Source organism: Streptomyces sp. Alt3, assembly GCF_030719215.1.
Taxonomy (GTDB): Bacteria; Actinomycetota; Actinomycetes; order Streptomycetales; family Streptomycetaceae; genus Streptomyces; species Streptomyces glycanivorans.
Genome location: NZ_CP120983.1, coordinates 1,305,860 through 1,323,604, shown reverse-complemented (window position 1 = coordinate 1,323,604; position 17,745 = coordinate 1,305,860). Strand labels below are relative to the sequence as shown.

The following is a 17,745-nucleotide window of genomic DNA, read 5'->3' as shown; positions in this document are numbered from 1 at the left end:
GCACCGCACAACGCGCTCATGATGACGCTTCACGATCCCTGCGGTATGCCGGTAAGGCGCAGGTTCTCGTACTTCGGGTTGGGTTCCCCGCGCACCGCGTTCGCGACCTCGCCCGGGCACCCCTGCGGCGGGTAGCCTGGGATGTCGCGGACCTTGTAGTAGACGCAGACCAGCCGGGGCTCCTCCGTACCGCCGCCGTAGGGCAGCATCCGGGTTTCGCCGCAGGCCGGGCAGTGCGCCTCCGCGTGGAGGAGCGTCCTCGGCTCCGTGAACACGTGAGGCAGTCGGTTCTCCGTCACGGCGGTCCGGGGCAGGGAAAGGCCATAGTGGTCGCCCAGGATCCGGTAGACGTGCGGTATCCCGGTGTCCTCGGATGCATCGTCATGGAAGATGCCGTGGGGGTAGCTGAGGAACCCGGCCTCCGCGACCAGACGCCGGCTCACCGGGTGCTCGACGTGGCCGGTGCCGTTCTCCCGTAGCGTCCACTCTGTCTCGCCGCCCACGGTCACCGTGACGTTCGGAGGGTCCATGGTGGTGTCGAGGATGTCCACGACCGTGTGGCGCGCCCTGAGGTCCCTTCCGGAGGCCAGGCGGTCGTCCCGGTGCCCGGCCTCGGGCGTCTCCAGGGCGAACGCCCAGCCGTCGGCGGCCTGGCCCACCATCGCCCAGTCCGGCAGCTTCGACGATCCCGGTCCGTGGAAGAACTCCAGGGCTCCCGGGGTGGTGTCCGGATCGATGAGCGTGCCCGGTCGCGCGCCCAGATACACGGCGAGGGCCTCGGGGGTGATGCCCTTCACCATGGTGAGGGCGTAGCCACTCCGGCCCAGTTCGTCGTCCAGCCAGGCGAGTCCGTCGTTCATGGCGGGAACTCTAGCCTGGTGTCTGCACGCCGCAGGGGCCCGGCCATGGCGGCCGGGCCCCTGCTGTCCGTTACGGTCAAGCGGTCACGAAGGACGCTTGGCCTCGAGCCAGTAGTTGTCTCCTTCGAGGACGCGGTTCTGCTTGCGCCAGCCTGGCATGTAGCTCATGGACTGGGTGTTCTGGTTGTTCGACATGCTGGAACGTCCACACGGCTCGGTCCAGGTCGGCACGTGGGAGCGCGGGTCGGGCTTGAGGCTCCACCGGCCGTCCGTACCGCGGATGGCGATCGTGTTCAGGCATTCCTCGCCCGAGGACACCTCCTTCAGGTTCTGCCCACCCCAGTCCTTCTTTGTCGCGGCGCTCTGCCAGCTGGCCGCGAAGGGGAACTCGTCGCAACTGGGCACGTCACCGGTACCGAGTTCGGGCGACATCGTCGCCAGCTTGCTGCGCTCCCATGCCTTCGGGCAGATCACGTCGCGGTTGTGGCTGACGATGCTCTTCGTGCTCGTGGGAGGATCGGGCACGAGGACGTCCTCGGTCAGGAAGGTCAGCGGGTTGTTGCCCCGCAGCCCGTAGTGTCCGGGCAGCTTGTTCTGGATCAGCCAGGCGTGCGCGGCCGCCGCCGGGAACTTCTTCTCGTTCATGACATACGTCGGCCTGTACGAGCTGAAGACGCAGCCCGGAGTGGCCTTCACGTCTCGGTCGCACCGGACGTCCAGCTCCGACTTCTCAGCCGTCATCGGGTTGCTGGTATCGCTGCCCGCGGTTCCCTTGACCGTCAGGTACGGACTGATGCGGCCGTCGGAAGCGGTGGCGTTGTTCCACTTGATCTTCTGAGTGACCGTGGCCGTGTGGAGGTCGCCCGCGACGAAGGTCTTTGAACCGCTCCAAACCGGAGTCTGTTCTTCGCAGTAGCCACGGCAGCCGAAGTCGATGTCCAGGGTCAGCGAGGGAATGGAGATCGACGTCAGCTTGACCGACACGGTCTGGGTGAAGGTGTCACTGTCCGGGTCGAGCTGGAACTCGTGCCGGAGGTCGAAGCTCGCCTTCGGCTTGCCGGTCGTGGTCCCCGTGAACTGCAGGTCGTCCCCGAGACACGCCTCGGTCCGGGTGTAGTTCAGGGACCTTGTACCGATGGAGCAGCTCAGAGCCGATGTGGTGGACACCGAACCGACTGATTCCCTGGCGAACTTGAGGTCCTTCGCCGGCGCGGACGACAGGCGCATCCCCTCCGGCCCGGTCGCGGAGCGCGCGGCGCCGGAGAGACCGGAGACGGTGGGGAGCACACTGAAGTAGTCGCCCGAAATGCTCTGGGGTGGCTCCACCGCGGCCGGGTCCGGAGCGGTGATGTCCGGGTCGCCGAAGGTCAGGTCCGAGGGAATGCCGGAGTAGTCGCCGGGTACGAACGCGATGGCGTCGAAGGCGATGTCCGCGGAGCCGTCACCGCCGTTGAAGTTGTGCAGGCTGACCTCGGGGGTCATGCCGTCGAAGAAGTACGCGCCGAGATCGACCCACTTGTTGGACTGATTGGAGCTCTGGTCGATCGCGTTCACCGTCTCACCGGCGGAGTGCTTGATGCGGTACTCGGCCTTGGAGGTCTGCGCCCCGTGGTCGGGGATGAAGGCATAGACCTTGGCCTGCCCGCTGTAGTCGGTGATTTCCTTGCCCAGCTTCCAGGTACCGGTCACCTTCATTCGGTCACCCGGCGGCGGGTAGGACTCGGCGCTGCGGGTGTGGGTGAACCAGAAGTGGTTGCCGTAGCCCGCGCCGATCTGGTGGGTGTCGATCTTTCCGGGGTATGTGGTGATGGTCTGCCCGGTGTCGGCGTCGATGATGTCGGACGGCTGATACGTGAGGGCGAACGTGCCGTCCGACTTGGCCGCCCCGCAGCCGCGTGAGGCCGACCCCGCCGGAGTCGTACCGTTGCTGACATCGTCCACCACCAGGGCGTTCGACGGCAGGCCGGTGCTGCACTGCGGCGGGTACGAGGCCGCGTCCGGCTGTTCCGGATAGCTGGTGTCGAACCGGTGGACCTGGTGGCCGCATTCAGCCTGGGTGTCGCAGTTCTTCCACTCGGCGGACTTGCTCCACCAGCAGTGCAGCCAGTGTGGATTGGTGTCGCTGTCACCGGAGTCCAGTGCGCAGGCGCCCATGCCGGGGTCGTTGGAGTCGTTGTCCGTGATCTTCGACGGGTCGCAGGAGTTCGAGGCGTCGCAGAAGGTGTCCAGCGGCGGCTTCACCCTGGAGCGCTGTGCGTCGCTGTTCCACCAGGCGGCCAGGTAGCCGGCCCGGAAGTCTCCGGGCCCGAACATGGCGGAGATCGGACGTGCGGCCCAGCCCAGGACCTTCTCCTCGTAGGGCCAGTCCTGCGGGTGCGCCGCGTGGGAGTAGTCGTCCAGGTGCGGATCGACGGCGTGCTGGAGGAAGGGGACCCGGTTGGCCTTCCACAGCGGGTTGGCCGGGTTGTTGGTCCAGCCGAGGCCCTTGTGGCCGGAGGAGTCAGCGGCCGGGTAGAAGCCCGAGTTGTACGCCCACAGGGCGAAGAACCAGTTCTCGATCCACTGCGGGTGACCGTTGTTGACCTTCATCTCCTGGCCGTGGAGGTCGTTCCACTTGCGGGACAGGATCGTCGCGCCGTAGGCGATGTTCGCAGCGTAGTCCAGAGCGACGGCTTCCTGCGTGGCCGGCGGTAGTGCCGTCTCGCCCTCTTTGGTCTTGCCGGCAAGCCGCATGCCGTCGGTGGCCTGGGTGATGCCGTAGCCGCAGTCCGCCTCGGAGAAGTTTATTCGCCAGGGGTCGGCCTGGTCGCCGTCGGCGGTGTACTGGGTGCCGTAGTAGTTGCCGATGAGGCTGTTGGCCGTGACACCGGGAACGGCGAAGCGGGTCGCCTGCCACATGTTGGATTCCTGCGCCGTGACGCCGAGCAACACCTGTGAGGGTATGTGCCAGCGGTCGGTGACGTCCGGGTCCTCGTTGTCGAGGGTGCCGTTGGGGTCACCAGCCAGAGTGATCGGCGGGAACAGCCCCTGGGGGTTGTAGGAGTCCATCCCGGTGTTCTTCCAGTTCACCGGCCGGGGAACATGCAGCTCACCGACGACAGCCTGGTCCACAGCCCATTCCACCTGCCGCGGGGTCGGCTGGAACGCCTGCTTCTTCACATCGTTTCGGGCCACCGCACAGTAGCGCTCATCGGTGCCCTCGCCGGGTCCGGTCGGTGACGCCGCCAGCTGCTGAACCCCCAGCGTCTGCGTGGACATACCCCCGCTGTTGCCGCTGTCCGCCGGCTTCGCGGACGACTTCTTCCCTGCCGGGATGGCCAGAGCAGGGGAGGGTCGGCTCCCGGCCGCGGCGCGCTCCGCGGACAGCTGAGGTGTGGCGTCCAACTCGGTGTGCTTGCCGGTGGCGACCACATCCAGCCTGATTCGCGCGTCACGGGCCTGTGTGGCCTCCTCGGGCGTAATCAGGCTGGTCTTGCCATCCGCCCAGGACGTGGACACGCCCGCGTGGCCGAGACTCGACATGCGGGAACCCTTGGCGAGATGGCCCGGGTTCTTCACCGGGCCCGGCAGAGTCCCCTTGTTCTTGGCCTTACCCGTGAGGAACACCGTGCCGCCAGGGGTGGCGGACAGGTCCCAGTCGGTGAGCTTTCCTTCCGCCACCGTCTTCGGGGTGGTGTTCCTGCCCTTGACCTGTGTGGCGTCGAGGTGCTTGGCCCAGGACTTCGCTCCGGTCTTCCTGGTGTCGGCTTCCCGGTCGATGAAGGTCACCCCGTCGCCGCTGTCAGCCGCTATCTGGAACGGCACGTGCTCTGTGGTGGCGAGAACAGTTTCCTTCTGCCCGTTGATGCGGACGAGCCTGTTGCCGTGACCGGCCACGATGCCGTGCCGGGTCGGAACAGCCGAGGTGACCTGACCGGGGATGGCGACTGGCTGAGACTGTTTGCCGGTGGCCGCATCCACGGCAATCAGCCGGGTCTTTTGCTGTCTGTCCCCGTCGTGGCTCAGCTGCGTGAACACCACATCGTCCCCGGTGCCGCAGCCTGGGGAGAAGTAGGCGAGCGAAGCGGTGATCGGCAGCTTGGTCACCTTGCCGCTGCTCAGGTCGACGACGGCGGTGAACGCGCCGCGCACCATCAGCTCGGGGTTGTTGGTGAATGTCCGGGGCGCGTAGGCGACGGCAGCGTATCTCCCGGAGCCGGTCACGCACGCGTTACCTATCCAGGTGTCCGCATCGAATCCGACTTCGTGCAGGGTGGCTACGGTACTGAACTCATAGCCCTCCTTCTCCTTGCCCGTCAAGACGTGGAAGCCCGTGCCGTCACCGGAGGTGGACAGGGCCACGTCCTGGGAGGAGGAGTAGTTCTCGCCCAGGACGGAGGCGCGGTTCTTCTTGCCGACTGCGTGAGGTTTGCTCGTTGCTTCGGGCAGGCTCTTGCCGCCTTGAACGGCATTCTCGGGGACCTTCGGCCCCTGGGCCTGCGCCGAGGCGGACAGCGACGAGGCGAGAATCGCCGTCGCTGCCGCTATCACCACCGCGTATTTCCTCTGCCTTAAACGCACAGTAGATTATTTCCTTTTCTACTTCTGATCGACGAGGGGATTGAATTCGTCGACATAAATCTTCGGAACCTGCGGAATCGGTCCCATGTCCTTGGAGCCGATCACCGCCTCATCACGCCCGGTTTCGCCAGAAGGGACGTCCTGAAGCCAAAATCGGTTGTAGGCGGTCCAGCCCTTACCATCAGCGATGCTGATCTTGACTGAGTAAGTTGCGTTCCGTTCGTAGGTATTGGATACCTCGATCTCGGTCCGCACCCCGCCGCTTTCCGGCGTGGCACGCACGATCAGATCTCCGTACTCCAGGACGCGTGCACGTCCTTCGGAGTGCACCGACGGCACAGGCGAGGAACGTGAGGGAGGAGTGCTCTGCGCCACGCTCGAAGTCGCTGGCCGCGGTGACTCGGGGGCACGGTCGGCGGCATCGTCCGTACAACCTGCGATCAGCACGGACGCCGCCAGCAGACACATCGCCCTGGCCAGGTGAAGTCCGGGCAGTACTTCTTTCGCGCTCACCGGGAGGAGGCGCCCATCTGCTCGCGCGCGGCGGCGACTTCCTTGCCGTGCTGCGACTTGATCCCGGTCAGCCGGCTCTTGTTGCCGGCGATCTGACTGTTCTGGATCGCGGTCTCCACATCGGACCAGACCTTGACGAGATCCGTCTGCGTCTTGCAGTCGATGTCGTCAACCGCCAGGGCGATGGACTCCTGTGACGGCTCCCCATCGTTCGTGACGCCCTGGTCCATCGCCTTGTACGGATCGGCAAGTCCCGCGTGCCCCTTGCCGTCCATGCACGAAGACCACGCACCGTTGGCCTTGATGACCTCACTGTCCTGCATCGACTGCATCAGGCTGTCCCCGGCGAGCTCCGCCACGACGGTCGGGTCGGCTTCCCGCACGCCGAGTTGATCCTTGGACCAGCCAATGCAGCCACCCGTCTTCAACTTCTTCCCGTTGTGCTCGGCCCGAGCGGGCTCGGTGCCCTGGCCGGGGCTGCTCAACGTCATTCCCGCCTTGGTTCCCTCGGGGGCCTTGGGTGGTTCGGGCTTGGTGTGGCCGGTCAGGACCTCGACCTCGACATCGGACAGATCACGCAGGGGCTGCTCGGTGTGCTCCCGCAGCGCCGGAGCGAGCTCGTAGCCGTACTTCTGCGCTTCGGCCCGGTCGGTGATGCCATAACGGCGTTCGATGTTGGCATCGTTGTCGCTGGGAGGGGGGTTGGCGCCCGCTCGTGGCAACGTCAGCTCGATGCCGTACTCCTTCATGCAGGACTGCTGGAGATCGGTGGCAGCCTGCTCAATGGCGACCTGATCCTCGTAGGAGGCCATGTACTCCTCCAGCGGAAGCGTCAGGTTCTTGGTCAGGCCACTCGTGGGGATCTTCTCGGGCCATTTATCCTTGTTCACAATCGATTTGCCGTCGGCCACGATCTTCGTGGTGTCCGGAGTGGTGCCTGAGGAACAGGCACTGACCAGGAAGGCCGAAGCGGTCAGGGCTGCTGCGGTGGATATCCGCTTGGTGTGCTTCACGTGAGATCCTTCTTAACCGAAGTGGGAGGATGCGTTGTTGTTGTGCAACGCGGAGATCAGGTCGGTGAGGTTGCAGTCTCCGTAGGGCCCGTTCTTCGCGAAATACTGAGACGTGCCGCCGTAGCCGGAGTTGTAGTACACGCGGTAGTTGTCATCCCGGGCGCAGTTCTGCACCGACCCGGCATTGTTCTTCATGTACTCGCCGTTTCCGTTGCCGCCGTTACCGAAGACATACCGGTAGGTCGTCAGTGACGATCCCTGGTACTGGCTTGTACCCGAGTGGTCGGACACGTTGCTGTAAAAGGTCGTGAACGCCGACTTGATATAGCCGTCCTGGACGGCGAATTGCTTCGTGTTGTAGAACAGCCACAGATCGCCGTACGAGCAGGTGATCCACGGAACATCACAGTTGTCGGTGACCTTGAACTCCGCCGCATGGGCCGGACCGGCGGTCGTCATCACAGCCACCACGGCCGCGAAGGACGTAGCGAAGGCGGCTGCCTTCTTCTTGAAGCGGATGCTCTTCATCACATCTCCATCGGTAGATCGTTAAGCGAAGAGGATCTTCACACCCGACCGGCCGCCCCGGCAACCATGTTCATGACCAGTTTTGGGCTTCGTTGTGCCAACGTGATGTCCGGTTTGCGAAAGTCGAGGCCGAAGGTGACGCTGGTAGCCACTGGGGACGTGGGTGCTGCGGCGGAGGCCGGCGGCGATGGGCCTCGATCGGCTTGTTCAGCGGTCGCGGCAGTGATGTCGCGTCAGTTTGCCGTCCGGTGCGGTCGGTTGCAGGTCCGCGCTCGTGGGCGCGGCGTGCAGGGACCGGCAAGGCCCTGGCCTGCCGCGATAGGAACGGTGACTGTCGTCGGCTGCGGGGCACGAGGCCGGAACGACGTTGCCAGGTGCGCTGCCGGCGGGCGGTAGCCGGGAGCGGACCGCCGGACGCCCTGCAACGGGTACGTGCTCGTGGACGGTCTCGGCAGGGCGCCCGACGGGCGGCAGTTGCGTGAGCGGGCGTACACGGTCATGGCCTGCCGGTTCCGTTTGTCACGACGCTCGCGCGAGCTGCCTCACGTGCCTGGCGGACAAGGGTGTGCCCGGCCATGTGCCTGCCCGTTGGGCCGGGCACACCGACGTCCTCTCGACGAAGCGCTGGTACGTGAATCCGGATGTGGAGGATCTACGGCCGGCCGGGGGGACGTGGGGAGAACCAGCGAGCGCTCCGGCCCCCGCTCACTAGGCGAATGTGACATGTGGGAGCGTGAGCGGGTGAGCGAGAAGAACGCTGAAATCATGCAATACCGTTTTGACGGGCCGGAAGACGCTCCGGTCCTGGTGATCGGCCCCTCCCTGGGTACCACCTGGCACATGTGGGACCGCCAGATACCCGAGCTGTCCAAGCACTGGCGCATCTTCCGCTACGACCTGCCCGGGCACGGCGGGGCCCCCGCGTACCCGGCCGCCGCGGTCAGTGACCTCGCCGACCGCGTCCTCGCCACGCTGGACAGCGTGGGCGTGCAGCGCTTCGGTTACGCGGGCTGCTCCATCGGCGGCGCCGTCGGCGCCGACCTCGCCCTCCGCCATCCCCACCGGGTCGCGGCCCTGGCGCTGGTCGCCGCCTCACCGCGCTTCGGAACCGCCGACGAGTTCCGCCGGCGCGGGGTGATCGTCCGCAGCAACGGCCTGGAGCCGATCGCCCGTACCTCCCCGGAACGCTGGTTCACCCCCGGCTTCGCCGCCGCCCAGCCGGCCATCGTCGAATGGGCGGTCCAGATGGTCCGCACCACCGACCCGGGCTGCTACATCGCCTCCTGCGAGGCCCTGGCGGCCTTCGACATCCGTGCGGAACTCCCGCGCATCGGTGTGCCGACGCTCGTGCTGGTCGGCGCCGAGGACAAGGTCACCGGCCCCGCCGAGGCCCGGACCCTGGTCGCGGGAATCCCCGACGCCCGGCTCGCCCTCGTCCCCGGGGCCTCCCACCTGGCGCCGGTCGAGCAGCCGGCGGCGGTCACCGACCTGCTTCTCATGCACTTCTCGACCGCGTGGCAGGACACCCAGGTGTCGATCCCCGTACTGCCTTCCCCCGGTTTCTCCGCCCCGTTCGCCCCGGTGGTCCCCGTCGCGGAGATCTCTGCCGCCGCCGTCCTGCCGGACGTCTCCTCGGAGGGACTCAGCGGCCTGTACGACCGGGGTATGAAGGTCCGTCGTGAGGTGCTGGGCGACGCCCACGTGGACGCCGCCACAGCAGCTTCCGACGGCTTCACCGACGAATTCCAGGAGCTCCTCACCCGCTACGCCTGGGGTGAGGTGTGGAGCCGGGAGGGCCTCGACCGCAAGGCCCGCAGCTGCGTCGCGCTCACCGCGGTCGTCGCGTCCGGACACCTGGGCGGCCTCGCCCGGCACGTCAGGGCGGCCCTGCGCAACGGTCTCACCCCCGTCGAGATCAAGGAGGTGCTGCTCCAGACGGCCGTCTACTGCGGCCTCCCGGCGGCGGGTGCGGCGTTCGAGATCGCACAGTCCGTGATCCAGGAGGAAACCACCCCGCCGGCGTAGCAGGATGGTGGCATGAACGCTTCGTCTCTCACCCTCGTCAAGAAGACCCACTCCTGCGTCCGTCTGGAGCGCGACGGCCAGTCGCTCGTCATCGATCCCGGCGGCTTCAGCGAGGACGACGCCACGGTCGGCGCCGACGCGATCCTGGTGACGCACGAACACCCCGACCACTTCGACGAGGCGCGAATGCGCGCCGCGCTGGAATCCGACCCGGCCCTACAGGTGTGGACCCTGCGCAGCGTCGCCGAGCAGGTGTCCGCGGCGTTCCCGGGCCGCGTGCACACGGTCGGCCACGGGGACACGTTCACCGTGGCGGGACTCGACGTGCAGGTGCACGGCGAACTGCACGCGGTGATCCACCCGGACATCCCGAGGATCACCAACATCGGCTTCCTCGTGGACGGCTCGGTCTTCCACCCGGGCGACGCCCTCACGGTGCCCGAGCACCCGGTGGACACGCTGATGCTCCCGGTCATGGCTCCCTGGAACAAGATCTCGGAGGTCATCGACTACGTGCGCGAGGTGAAGCCGCGCCGTGCGATCGACATCCACGACGCCCTGCTCACCGATCTCGCACGCCCGATCTACGACATGCAGATCGGCGCCCTGGGCGGGGCCGACCACAGCCGGCTGACCCCGGGCGACGCGACCGGGCTCTGACCCGGCTGTCAGTGGGAGCGGCTAGGTTTGCTGCATGCGCATCGCCACCTGGAACGTCAATTCGATCACCGCCCGGCTGCCGAGGCTGCTGGCCTGGCTGGAGAGCAGCGGCACCGACGTGCTGTGCATCCAGGAGACCAAGTGCACGCTCGAGCAGTTCCCCACCGACGCGCTGCGGGAAGCGGGTTACGAGTCCGCGGTCAACGCCACCGGCCGGTGGAACGGCGTCGCGGTGCTCTCCCGCGTCGGCCTCGCCGACGTCGTGACGGGTCTCCCCGGCGGCCCGGAGTACGACGGCGTGCAGGAGCCTAGGGCGGTCTCGGCGACCTGCGGCGGCGCCCGCGTCTGGTCCGTCTACGTCCCCAACGGCCGCGAGGTCGCCCACGAGCACTACGCGTACAAGCTGCGCTGGCTGGGGGCGCTGCGGGAGGCCGTCGCCGCGGACGCGGCGGGGACGCTGCCGTTCGCCGTCCTCGGCGACTACAACATCGCGCCAACCGACGAGGACGTCTGGGACCCGGCCGTCTTCGAGGGGGCGACCCATGTCACCCCGGCCGAGCGGGACGCACTCGCGGCACTGCGCGGGACGGGCCTGTCCGACGTGGTGCCGCGCCCCCTCAAGTACGACCGCCCGTACTCCTACTGGGACTACCGTCAGCTCGCCTTCCCGAAGAACAGGGGCATGCGCATCGACCTGGTCTACGGCAACGCACCGTTCACCGCGGCGGTCAAGGACAGCTACGTCGACCGTGAGGAGCGCAAGGGCAAGGGGGCTTCCGACCACGCCCCGGTGGTCGTGGACCTCGACGTCCGATGACCCGAGGGGTGTCAACCGCGGGTTGACGATCCCGTGCTGTCAACCTAGGGTTGCCTCCATGGCCAATCCGGTGCAGCCCAGTCCCCCCATCCGTCTCGACGACCTGATCGAGGGGATCAAGAAGACCCATACCGACGCCCTGGAGCAGTTGTCCGGCGCCGTCGTCGCGGCCGATCACCTCGGTGAGATCGCCGACCACCTCATCGGGCACTTCGTGGACCAGGCGCGCCGCTCGGGCGCCTCATGGACGGACATCGGAAGGAGCATGGGGGTCACCCGGCAGGCCGCCCAGAAGAGGTTCGTGCCCAAGAAGCCCGACGAGGGCTCCGACCTGGACCCCGGGCAGGGCTTCAGCCGGTTCGACGAGCAGGCCAGGAGTGCCGTCGTCGGTGCGAGCAACGCGGCCCACGCCGCGCGCAACGACGAGATCCGCCCCGAGCATCTGGTCCTGGGCCTCGTCGCCGTCCCGGACTGCGTCGGCGTCCGGGCGATGGCGGACCAGGGCGTGTCCGCGGACGGAGTCCGTGAGGCGGCGACTCTCGCCCTGCCGGCCCCGGTGGACGAGCTGCCGGCGCTCATCCCCTTCGACGCTGACGCGCGCAAGGTTCTGGAACTCACCTTCCGCGAGGCGCTGCGTCTCGGTCACGACACCGTCGGGTCCGGGCATGTCCTGTTGGCCCTGCTGGAGTTCGAGGGCGGAACCGGCCTGCTGGGCGGACTGGGAGTCGACAAGGAAGCGGCCTCCGCCTCCGTCGCCGCGTCCGTCGCGGCCCAGGCCGGGGACCCGGCTCAGGGCGCACACGGCTGAGGGCCCTCCTGCCGCCCACGCCCGCACGCCGCCGATGCCGCCCCGGGACGGGGCGGCATCCGCGTTCAGTGCACGGAGAACCCGCCGTCGACGAAGATCGACTGTCCCGTCACATAGCCCGAGGCCGCGCTCGCCAGGAACACCGCCGCACCCGCGAAGTCCTCGGCCAGGCCGTTGCGTCCCACCATCGTGCGGGACGCCAGGGCGGCGACCCGCTCCGGGTCGGACGACAGTCGAGCGTTGAGCGGCGTCATCACGAATCCCGGCACCAGCGTGTTGCAGTTGACGCCGTGCGGCGACCACGCCTCGGCCTGTGAGCGGGCCAGCGACTCCAGGGCCCCCTTGGAGACGCCGTACGCACCGCTCTGCACGAACGCCCGGTGCGCCTGCTGCGAGGTGATGTGGATGATCCGGCCGTAACCGCGCTCCGCCATGCCCGGACCGAACCGGCGGCCCAGCAGATGGGGGGCCTTGAGGTTCACCGCCATCGTGGTGTCCCAGACGTCCTCGTCGAGCTCGCTCATCGGCGGCCGCAGGTTGACCCCCGCGCAGTTGACGAGGATGTCGGGCTCACCGAACACGGCCGCGGACTCCTCGCCGGCCGCGCGCACGCCCTCGGAGGTCGCCAGGTCGGCGCTCACCCAGGCGGCCCGGCAGCCGTCGGCGCCGAGTTCGGCGACGGTTCGTGCCAGTTCGGCCTCCCCGCGCGCCACGACCACCACGCTCGCACCGGCTCGTGCCAGCGCCCCGGTGATGCCCCGGCCGATGCCGGAGCTGCCGCCGGTCACCACGGCGACCCGGCCCTCCAGGGAGAAGAGTTCGGAGAGGTAGTTCTGTGACGTCATGTCCGTACCCTAGGTACATGGCCGGATCATGTACGAGCCGGGTGCCGGATCGGGAACAGATGCGTGCCCTGCGGTGCGGAACGCCTCCGGGGTGGGATCCTGGTGGTATGAACATCCCTTTCCTGGACAACTGGCGTAAGCGCCAGGGCGGTACACGGGAGGTGGCTCTCGCGGCCGCCGTCAGGACCGATCCGGACGGTGTGGCCGAACTGTTCGCGGAGTGTGAGCTGTTGCGCGCCCGGGCCGGGCAGTGCGGGCTCGAACTCGACGACAGCCCGGGCTCGTTGTCCGCGCTCGACCAGTTGCCGCCCATCTGGCGCGACGACCCCGAGGAGCTGCCCTGGGTGGGCAACGACGCGGGCCTCTACCTCGGAACCGTCCTGGTGCGGACGGTTCCCGGCGCCGTCTGGGACATCCTGGCCGGCGGGAAGCCTGTGGTGCGGCTCGCCTCGGGACGCGAGATCGACGTCGTGGCCGCAGGTCTGGACTGGGCGATGTCCGGCAGCCCCGAGCTCTCCGAGATGTACGCGGAGTCCGCCGAGAGCGGCCCCGAGGCCAAAACGCGATAAACAGCCTTATGCGGGGCCGGTGCGTGTCGGCCCCGAAGCGGCCGCCCACCCCGGATAGTTTGCGCTGACCTCGACAAGCGATAAGTGGGTAGGGCAGCGTATGGCCGTCGATCCGTTGATCGAGCTGCGGGACGTCAACAAGTACTTCGGGAAGTTGCACGTACTCCAGGACATCAATCTCACCGTCGGCCGCGGGGAGGTGGTGGTGGTCATCGGCCCCTCCGGATCAGGCAAATCAACGCTCTGCCGGACCATCAACCGGCTCGAGACGATCGAATCCGGCCACATCGCCATCGACGGGAAGCCGCTCCCGGAAGAGGGGAAGGGGCTCGCGGAGCTCCGGGCCGAAGTGGGCATGGTCTTCCAGTCGTTCAACCTCTTCGCACACAAGACCGTGCTGGCGAACGTCTCGCTCGCCCAGCTGAAGGTCCGCAGGCGCAAGAAGGACGAGGCCGACCAGCGGTCCCGCGAACTCCTGGAGCGGGTCGGGCTCGCCTCGCAGGCCGACAAGTTCCCCGCCCAGCTCTCCGGTGGCCAGCAGCAGCGCGTCGCCATCGCCCGCGCCCTCGCCATGGACCCCAAGGCACTCCTCTTCGACGAGCCCACCTCGGCGCTCGACCCGGAGATGATCAACGAGGTCCTCGAGGTCATGCAGCAGCTCGCACGCGAGGGCATGACCATGGTGGTCGTCACGCACGAGATGGGCTTCGCCCGGTCCGCCGCCAACCGCGTGGTCTTCATGTCCGACGGGCGCGTCATCGAGGACCGCACCCCGGAGGACTTCTTCACCAACCCGGAGAGCGACCGCGCCAAGGACTTCCTGTCCAAGATCCTCAAGCACTGACAGGGGGCACCGTGTTGCGTACGAGGAACATCGCGGCCGTACTGGTCTGCCTCCTGATCACCGCGCTGGCCGTCGGCTGCGGCAGGGAGGGCAGCCCGCCGGTCAAGGGGCCGAAGGCCGACGAACTGCCCCAGTACAAGGTCGACACCGGTTTCCGGCTGCCGGAGTCGAAGACCTGGAGCAAGGCCAAGAGACGTGGCTACCTCGTGGTGGGCGCCAAGGAGGACCAGCCGTACCTCGGCGAGAAGGACCCGGCCACCGGTGTCTACTCCGGCTTCGACATCGAGATCGCCCGCATGATGGCGGCCTCGCTCGGCTTCGAGCCGGACACGATCCGCTTCCGGACCATCGCCTCCGCCAACCGTGAGACGGCGCTCCAGAACGGGCAGATCGACTACTACGTCGGCACCTACACCATCAACGACATGCGCAAGAAGCTCGTCGGCTTCGCCGGCCCCTACTACATGGCGGGCCAGGGACTGCTGGTGCGAACCGACGAGAACGACATCCACGGCCCGCAGGACCTGGCGGGCAAGACCGTCTGCTCGGCCGCGGGCTCCACGCCGTACCAGCGCATCGCCGCCGACCACCCCGAGGCGGATCTCGTCGCCTACGACACCTACTCGATCTGCGTCGACAACCTGCTGACCTTCCAGGTCGACGCCGTCACCACCGACGACGCGATCCTGCTCGGCTTCGCGGCCAAGGCACCGGACGAGATGAAGGTGGTGGGCAAGCCCTTCTCCGAGGAGCCGTACGGCATCGGTGTCCCGCGCAGTGACAACGCGCTGCGCCTCGCGCTCGACGACGCGCTGGAGGAGAACGAGAAGAACGGCAACTGGAAGAAGGCGTTCGAAGCGACCCTGGGCCTGTCCGGGGTACCCGCACCGACACCGCCGCCCATCGACCGCTACCCGGCGAACTGAGGGGCGGGCCTCCATCATGGACGTACTGACAGAGAACTGGTCGCTCTACGGCAAGGGCTTCCTCGGCACCGTCGAACTCACCGTCTACGCCTCGATCCTGGCACTCGTGCTCGGCTTCGTCATGGCGTCGTTCCGGGTCGCGCCCGTCGGCTCGCTCCGGGTGATCGGCACCGTGTGGGTGGCGGTGCTCCGCAACACACCCCTGACGCTGCTGTTCTTCGCCGTGCTGCTGGGGCTGCCGCGCTTCGGCCTGGTCCTGCCCTTCCAGGTCTTCGCGGTCCTCGCCCTCGGCTGCTACACCTCGGCCTTCATCTGCGAGGCCCTGCGCTCCGGCATCAACACCGTGCCCACCGGGCAGGGCGAAGCCGCCCGGAGCCTCGGGATGTCCTTCGGACAGACCCTGGGCAACGTGGTGCTGCCACAGGCCTTCCGGTCGGTCATCCCCCCGGTGGGTTCGACACTCATCGCGCTCGCCAAGAACTCGGCGATCGCCGGGGCCTTCAGCGTCACCGAGCTCCTCGGCACCTACAAGACCCTCAACGAACTCGGCTACAGCATCATCTGGACCTTCGTCTGGATCGCCGTCGGATATCTGATCATCACCCTCGCCATCAGTGCGCTCTTCAACGTGTTGGAGAAGCGCTGGGGAGTCGCCCGATGACCCACGCCACCGCCTCGGCGACCGCGCTCTACGACATTCCGGGGCCCGTCACCCGTAAGAGACACTTCCTCTACGGAATCATCTCGACCGCCGTGATCCTCGGGCTCTTCGCCTGGATCCTCTATCTGCTGTTCGACACCGACCAGTTCACCAGCGCGAAGTGGACTCCCTTCACGTACAAGGGCATCCAGGAACTGCTGCTCCGGGGCCTGGGCAACACCCTCAAGGCCTTCGCCTACGCGGCGGTGCTCTCGCTCGCGCTCGGGGCGGTTCTCGCGGTCGGGCGGCTGTCCGCCCACAAGCCGGTGCGATGGATCTCGACCCTCCTGGTCGAGTTCTTCAGGGCCATGCCGGTACTGGTGATGATCTTCTTCATCTTCGTCGCCCTCAAGGTCCAGCCGCTGCCCGCACTGGTGGCCGGACTGACGCTCTACAACGGTTCCGTGCTAGCGGAGGTGTTCCGTACCGGGATCAACTCCGTCGAGCGGGGACAGGGGGAGGCGGCGTACGCGCTGGGCATGCGCAAGACCCAGGTCACCACCCACGTCCTGGCCCCGCAGGCCGTCCGGGCGATGCTGCCCACCATCATCAGCCAGCTGGTGGTGGCGCTCAAGGACACCTCGCTGGGCTATCTGATCACCTACGAGGAGTTCCTCCACGCGGGCAAGCTGATCGCGTCGAACCTCGACTACGACCTGCCGTTCATCCCCGTGGTGATGGTGATCTCGCCCATCTACATCGGCATGTGCATGCTGCTCTCCTGGTTCGCCACCTGGGTGGCCAAGAGGGAGCGGCGCAACCCCAAGACGGAGGGAACGGGCGTCGCGGCCGCCGAACCGGGAACGGTGCTGCCGGGCCGTCGCAGGCAGTAGCCGTCGGGACCGTCCGCCCGGCAGCAGCCGGTGATCACTTCCCGCACCGTGGAACCGGTACACCTCCCGGATCCACGCCCGGTGGGGAGAAGGTCAGCTGCGTGCCGGCCGGGTCGCGGCCGCTGCGGGAGGACCGGTGGAGGGTGCGGGTCGACTGCTGACCGGCCTGCGCGCCGTGGGCGGGGGAAGGTTCCCCGCCCGGACGGGCGTGCAGGTCCCGACACCGGTCCGTGGAGAAGTGAGGGGGCGGTTGAAGGACAGTCCGCCGTGACAGGGGCGGTCCCACGTCGTACGGAGGAACGACGCGGGGCCGCCCCTTCCCGTGCCGCCCCTTCACCTTCCCGTGCGCGGGCCACGACGCCGTACCGCGGTGGGCGGCTCGCACGGGCCCCCGGCCCGGAGCGCCGCCCGGTCCGTCGGCGTCAGCCGGTGGCGCGGTGCGAGGCGGGGGGCGCGGTGGGCAGCGGGGCCTGGGCCGCCCTGGTCACGTCGCCGACCAGCTCGACCACATCCGGACCGTAAGCCTGGGAGTTGACCACCTTCAGGAGAAGGACGAACGAGCCGCCCCGGTGCCTGCGGTGCAGCTTCTCGTAGTTGCGTATCAGATAACGCGAGGCGGCCTGGTTGGTGATGGCACGCTGGCCGCAGAGCAGGAACACCGGCCGCGCGTCCTGGCCACCCGTCAGCCGCGCCAGCAGTACGTGCTCGGACGTTCCGGCTTCCAGGCGGTAGCGCTCCGAGCCGACCTGGAAGGCCGCACGGTCGGGGCCCGGCTCGGGCCCGGTGTTGATCTTCACACCGGGCAGCAGCGACTGCAGGTGCGCGGCCATGCGGCGGTTGGACCCCGGCCCGCCGACGCAGAACTCCGTCCGTTCACCGAAGCCCTGGTGGGCCGTGTCGTGGGACACGATCTGCGCGTGGGCAGAGCAGTCCTTGACGAGGGCCGAGAGTTCGAGCAGGGCGAAGACGTCGTGGCGGTGCACCGCGCCGTCGCCGCCGGCGTCGCGGTTGACGACGAGCAGGCACTCGGAGTTCCCCGGCATCCCGAAGAACGCCTGCTTGCGCCGGAGTCTGCGCCGCCAGAAGTACGTCCGGGCGAGCCAGCCGAGGGATGCGCTGATTCCCGCGGCGATGAGACCGAGCACGATGTTGCGTACGTCGTCATTCATGAGCGGGGATAGTAGCGGTCCGTTCGAACGGGTGGCCGAGGCAGCTCCGCCGGCAGGGCTGGAAGCCGGCGATCT

General features: G+C 67.8%; 16 protein-coding genes. 9 read left to right on the top strand and 7 right to left on the bottom strand.

All coding sequences use genetic code 11. The features are described 5' to 3' along the window. Nucleotides 1-29: 29 nt before the first annotated feature. From P8A20_RS05640 to P8A20_RS05620, 5 genes are all read right to left on the bottom strand, one after another. On the bottom strand, nt 30-860 hold the full coding sequence (locus P8A20_RS05640) for a hypothetical protein (protein WP_147964286.1): 831 nt from the start codon (nt 858-860) through the stop codon (nt 30-32). Nucleotides 861-944: 84 nt separating this feature from the next. Further along, on the bottom strand, nt 945-5,393 hold the full coding sequence (locus tag P8A20_RS05635; protein ID WP_306102998.1) for a golvesin C-terminal-like domain-containing protein: 4,449 nt from the start codon (nt 5,391-5,393) through the stop codon (nt 945-947). A gap of 45 nt (nt 5,394-5,438) precedes the next feature. Then, nucleotides 5,439-5,702, bottom strand: a complete 264-nt coding sequence (locus P8A20_RS05630) for a hypothetical protein (protein WP_306102997.1) — start codon at nt 5,700-5,702, stop codon at nt 5,439-5,441. A gap of 227 nt (nt 5,703-5,929) precedes the next feature. Beyond that, on the bottom strand, nt 5,930-6,946 hold the full coding sequence (locus P8A20_RS05625; RefSeq protein ID WP_147960134.1) for a hypothetical protein: 1,017 nt from the start codon (nt 6,944-6,946) through the stop codon (nt 5,930-5,932). A 12-nt stretch (nt 6,947-6,958) separates the two neighbouring features. Beyond that, nucleotides 6,959-7,474 (bottom strand): hypothetical protein, encoded by a 516-nt coding sequence (locus P8A20_RS05620; protein WP_147960135.1) that lies wholly within the window; start codon nt 7,472-7,474, stop codon nt 6,959-6,961. Nucleotides 7,475-8,239: 765 nt separating this feature from the next. Between P8A20_RS05620 and pcaDC the strand changes: the two genes are divergently transcribed. From pcaDC to P8A20_RS05600, 4 genes are read left to right on the top strand one after another with little or no spacing between them, the layout of a single operon-like run. Continuing rightward, nucleotides 8,240-9,499: a bifunctional 3-oxoadipate enol-lactonase/4-carboxymuconolactone decarboxylase PcaDC gene (pcaDC, locus tag P8A20_RS05615; protein WP_147960136.1), complete on the top strand. Its 1,260-nt coding sequence runs from the start codon at nt 8,240-8,242 to the stop codon at nt 9,497-9,499. Nucleotides 9,500-9,511: 12 nt separating this feature from the next. After that, complete coding sequence (locus P8A20_RS05610; RefSeq protein ID WP_147960137.1) at nt 9,512-10,159, top strand: MBL fold metallo-hydrolase; 648 nt, start codon at nt 9,512-9,514, stop codon at nt 10,157-10,159. A 34-nt stretch (nt 10,160-10,193) separates the two neighbouring features. Beyond that, nucleotides 10,194-10,976, top strand: coding sequence for an exodeoxyribonuclease III (locus P8A20_RS05605; RefSeq protein WP_147960138.1), 783 nt, complete (start codon nt 10,194-10,196; stop codon nt 10,974-10,976). Nucleotides 10,977-11,034: 58 nt separating this feature from the next. Next, nucleotides 11,035-11,784: a Clp protease N-terminal domain-containing protein gene (locus P8A20_RS05600; protein WP_147960139.1), complete on the top strand. Its 750-nt coding sequence runs from the start codon at nt 11,035-11,037 to the stop codon at nt 11,782-11,784. Nucleotides 11,785-11,849: 65 nt separating this feature from the next. Here the strand turns inward: P8A20_RS05600 and P8A20_RS05595 are convergent, their stop codons facing one another. After that, complete coding sequence (locus P8A20_RS05595; RefSeq protein WP_147960140.1) at nt 11,850-12,629, bottom strand: SDR family NAD(P)-dependent oxidoreductase; 780 nt, start codon at nt 12,627-12,629, stop codon at nt 11,850-11,852. Nucleotides 12,630-12,736: 107 nt separating this feature from the next. On the opposite strand from P8A20_RS05595, the gene P8A20_RS05590 reads away from it, so the two are divergent. From P8A20_RS05590 to P8A20_RS05570, 5 genes are all read left to right on the top strand, one after another. Then, nucleotides 12,737-13,198 carry a DUF6278 family protein gene (locus P8A20_RS05590; RefSeq protein ID WP_109881184.1) on the top strand — a complete coding sequence of 154 codons (462 nt, stop codon included), beginning with the start codon at nt 12,737-12,739 and terminating at the stop codon, nt 13,196-13,198. Between the two features lie 100 nt (nt 13,199-13,298). Further along, nucleotides 13,299-14,042, top strand: coding sequence for an amino acid ABC transporter ATP-binding protein (locus P8A20_RS05585; protein WP_147960141.1), 744 nt, complete (start codon nt 13,299-13,301; stop codon nt 14,040-14,042). 11 nt (nt 14,043-14,053) lie between these two features. After that, nucleotides 14,054-14,968 carry a glutamate ABC transporter substrate-binding protein gene (locus tag P8A20_RS05580; protein ID WP_306102996.1) on the top strand — a complete coding sequence of 305 codons (915 nt, stop codon included), beginning with the start codon at nt 14,054-14,056 and terminating at the stop codon, nt 14,966-14,968. A 16-nt stretch (nt 14,969-14,984) separates the two neighbouring features. After that, nucleotides 14,985-15,629 carry an amino acid ABC transporter permease gene (locus P8A20_RS05575; protein ID WP_014153132.1) on the top strand — a complete coding sequence of 215 codons (645 nt, stop codon included), beginning with the start codon at nt 14,985-14,987 and terminating at the stop codon, nt 15,627-15,629. After that, nucleotides 15,626-16,501, top strand: a complete 876-nt coding sequence (locus tag P8A20_RS05570; protein WP_147960143.1) for an amino acid ABC transporter permease — start codon at nt 15,626-15,628, stop codon at nt 16,499-16,501. The genes P8A20_RS05575 and P8A20_RS05570 overlap by 4 nt, the downstream gene beginning before the upstream one ends. Before the next feature lie 422 nt (nt 16,502-16,923). Here the strand turns inward: P8A20_RS05570 and P8A20_RS05565 are convergent, their stop codons facing one another. After that, nucleotides 16,924-17,670, bottom strand: a complete 747-nt coding sequence (locus P8A20_RS05565) for a hypothetical protein (RefSeq protein ID WP_306102995.1) — start codon at nt 17,668-17,670, stop codon at nt 16,924-16,926. Between the last annotated feature and the right edge of the window lie 75 nt (nt 17,671-17,745).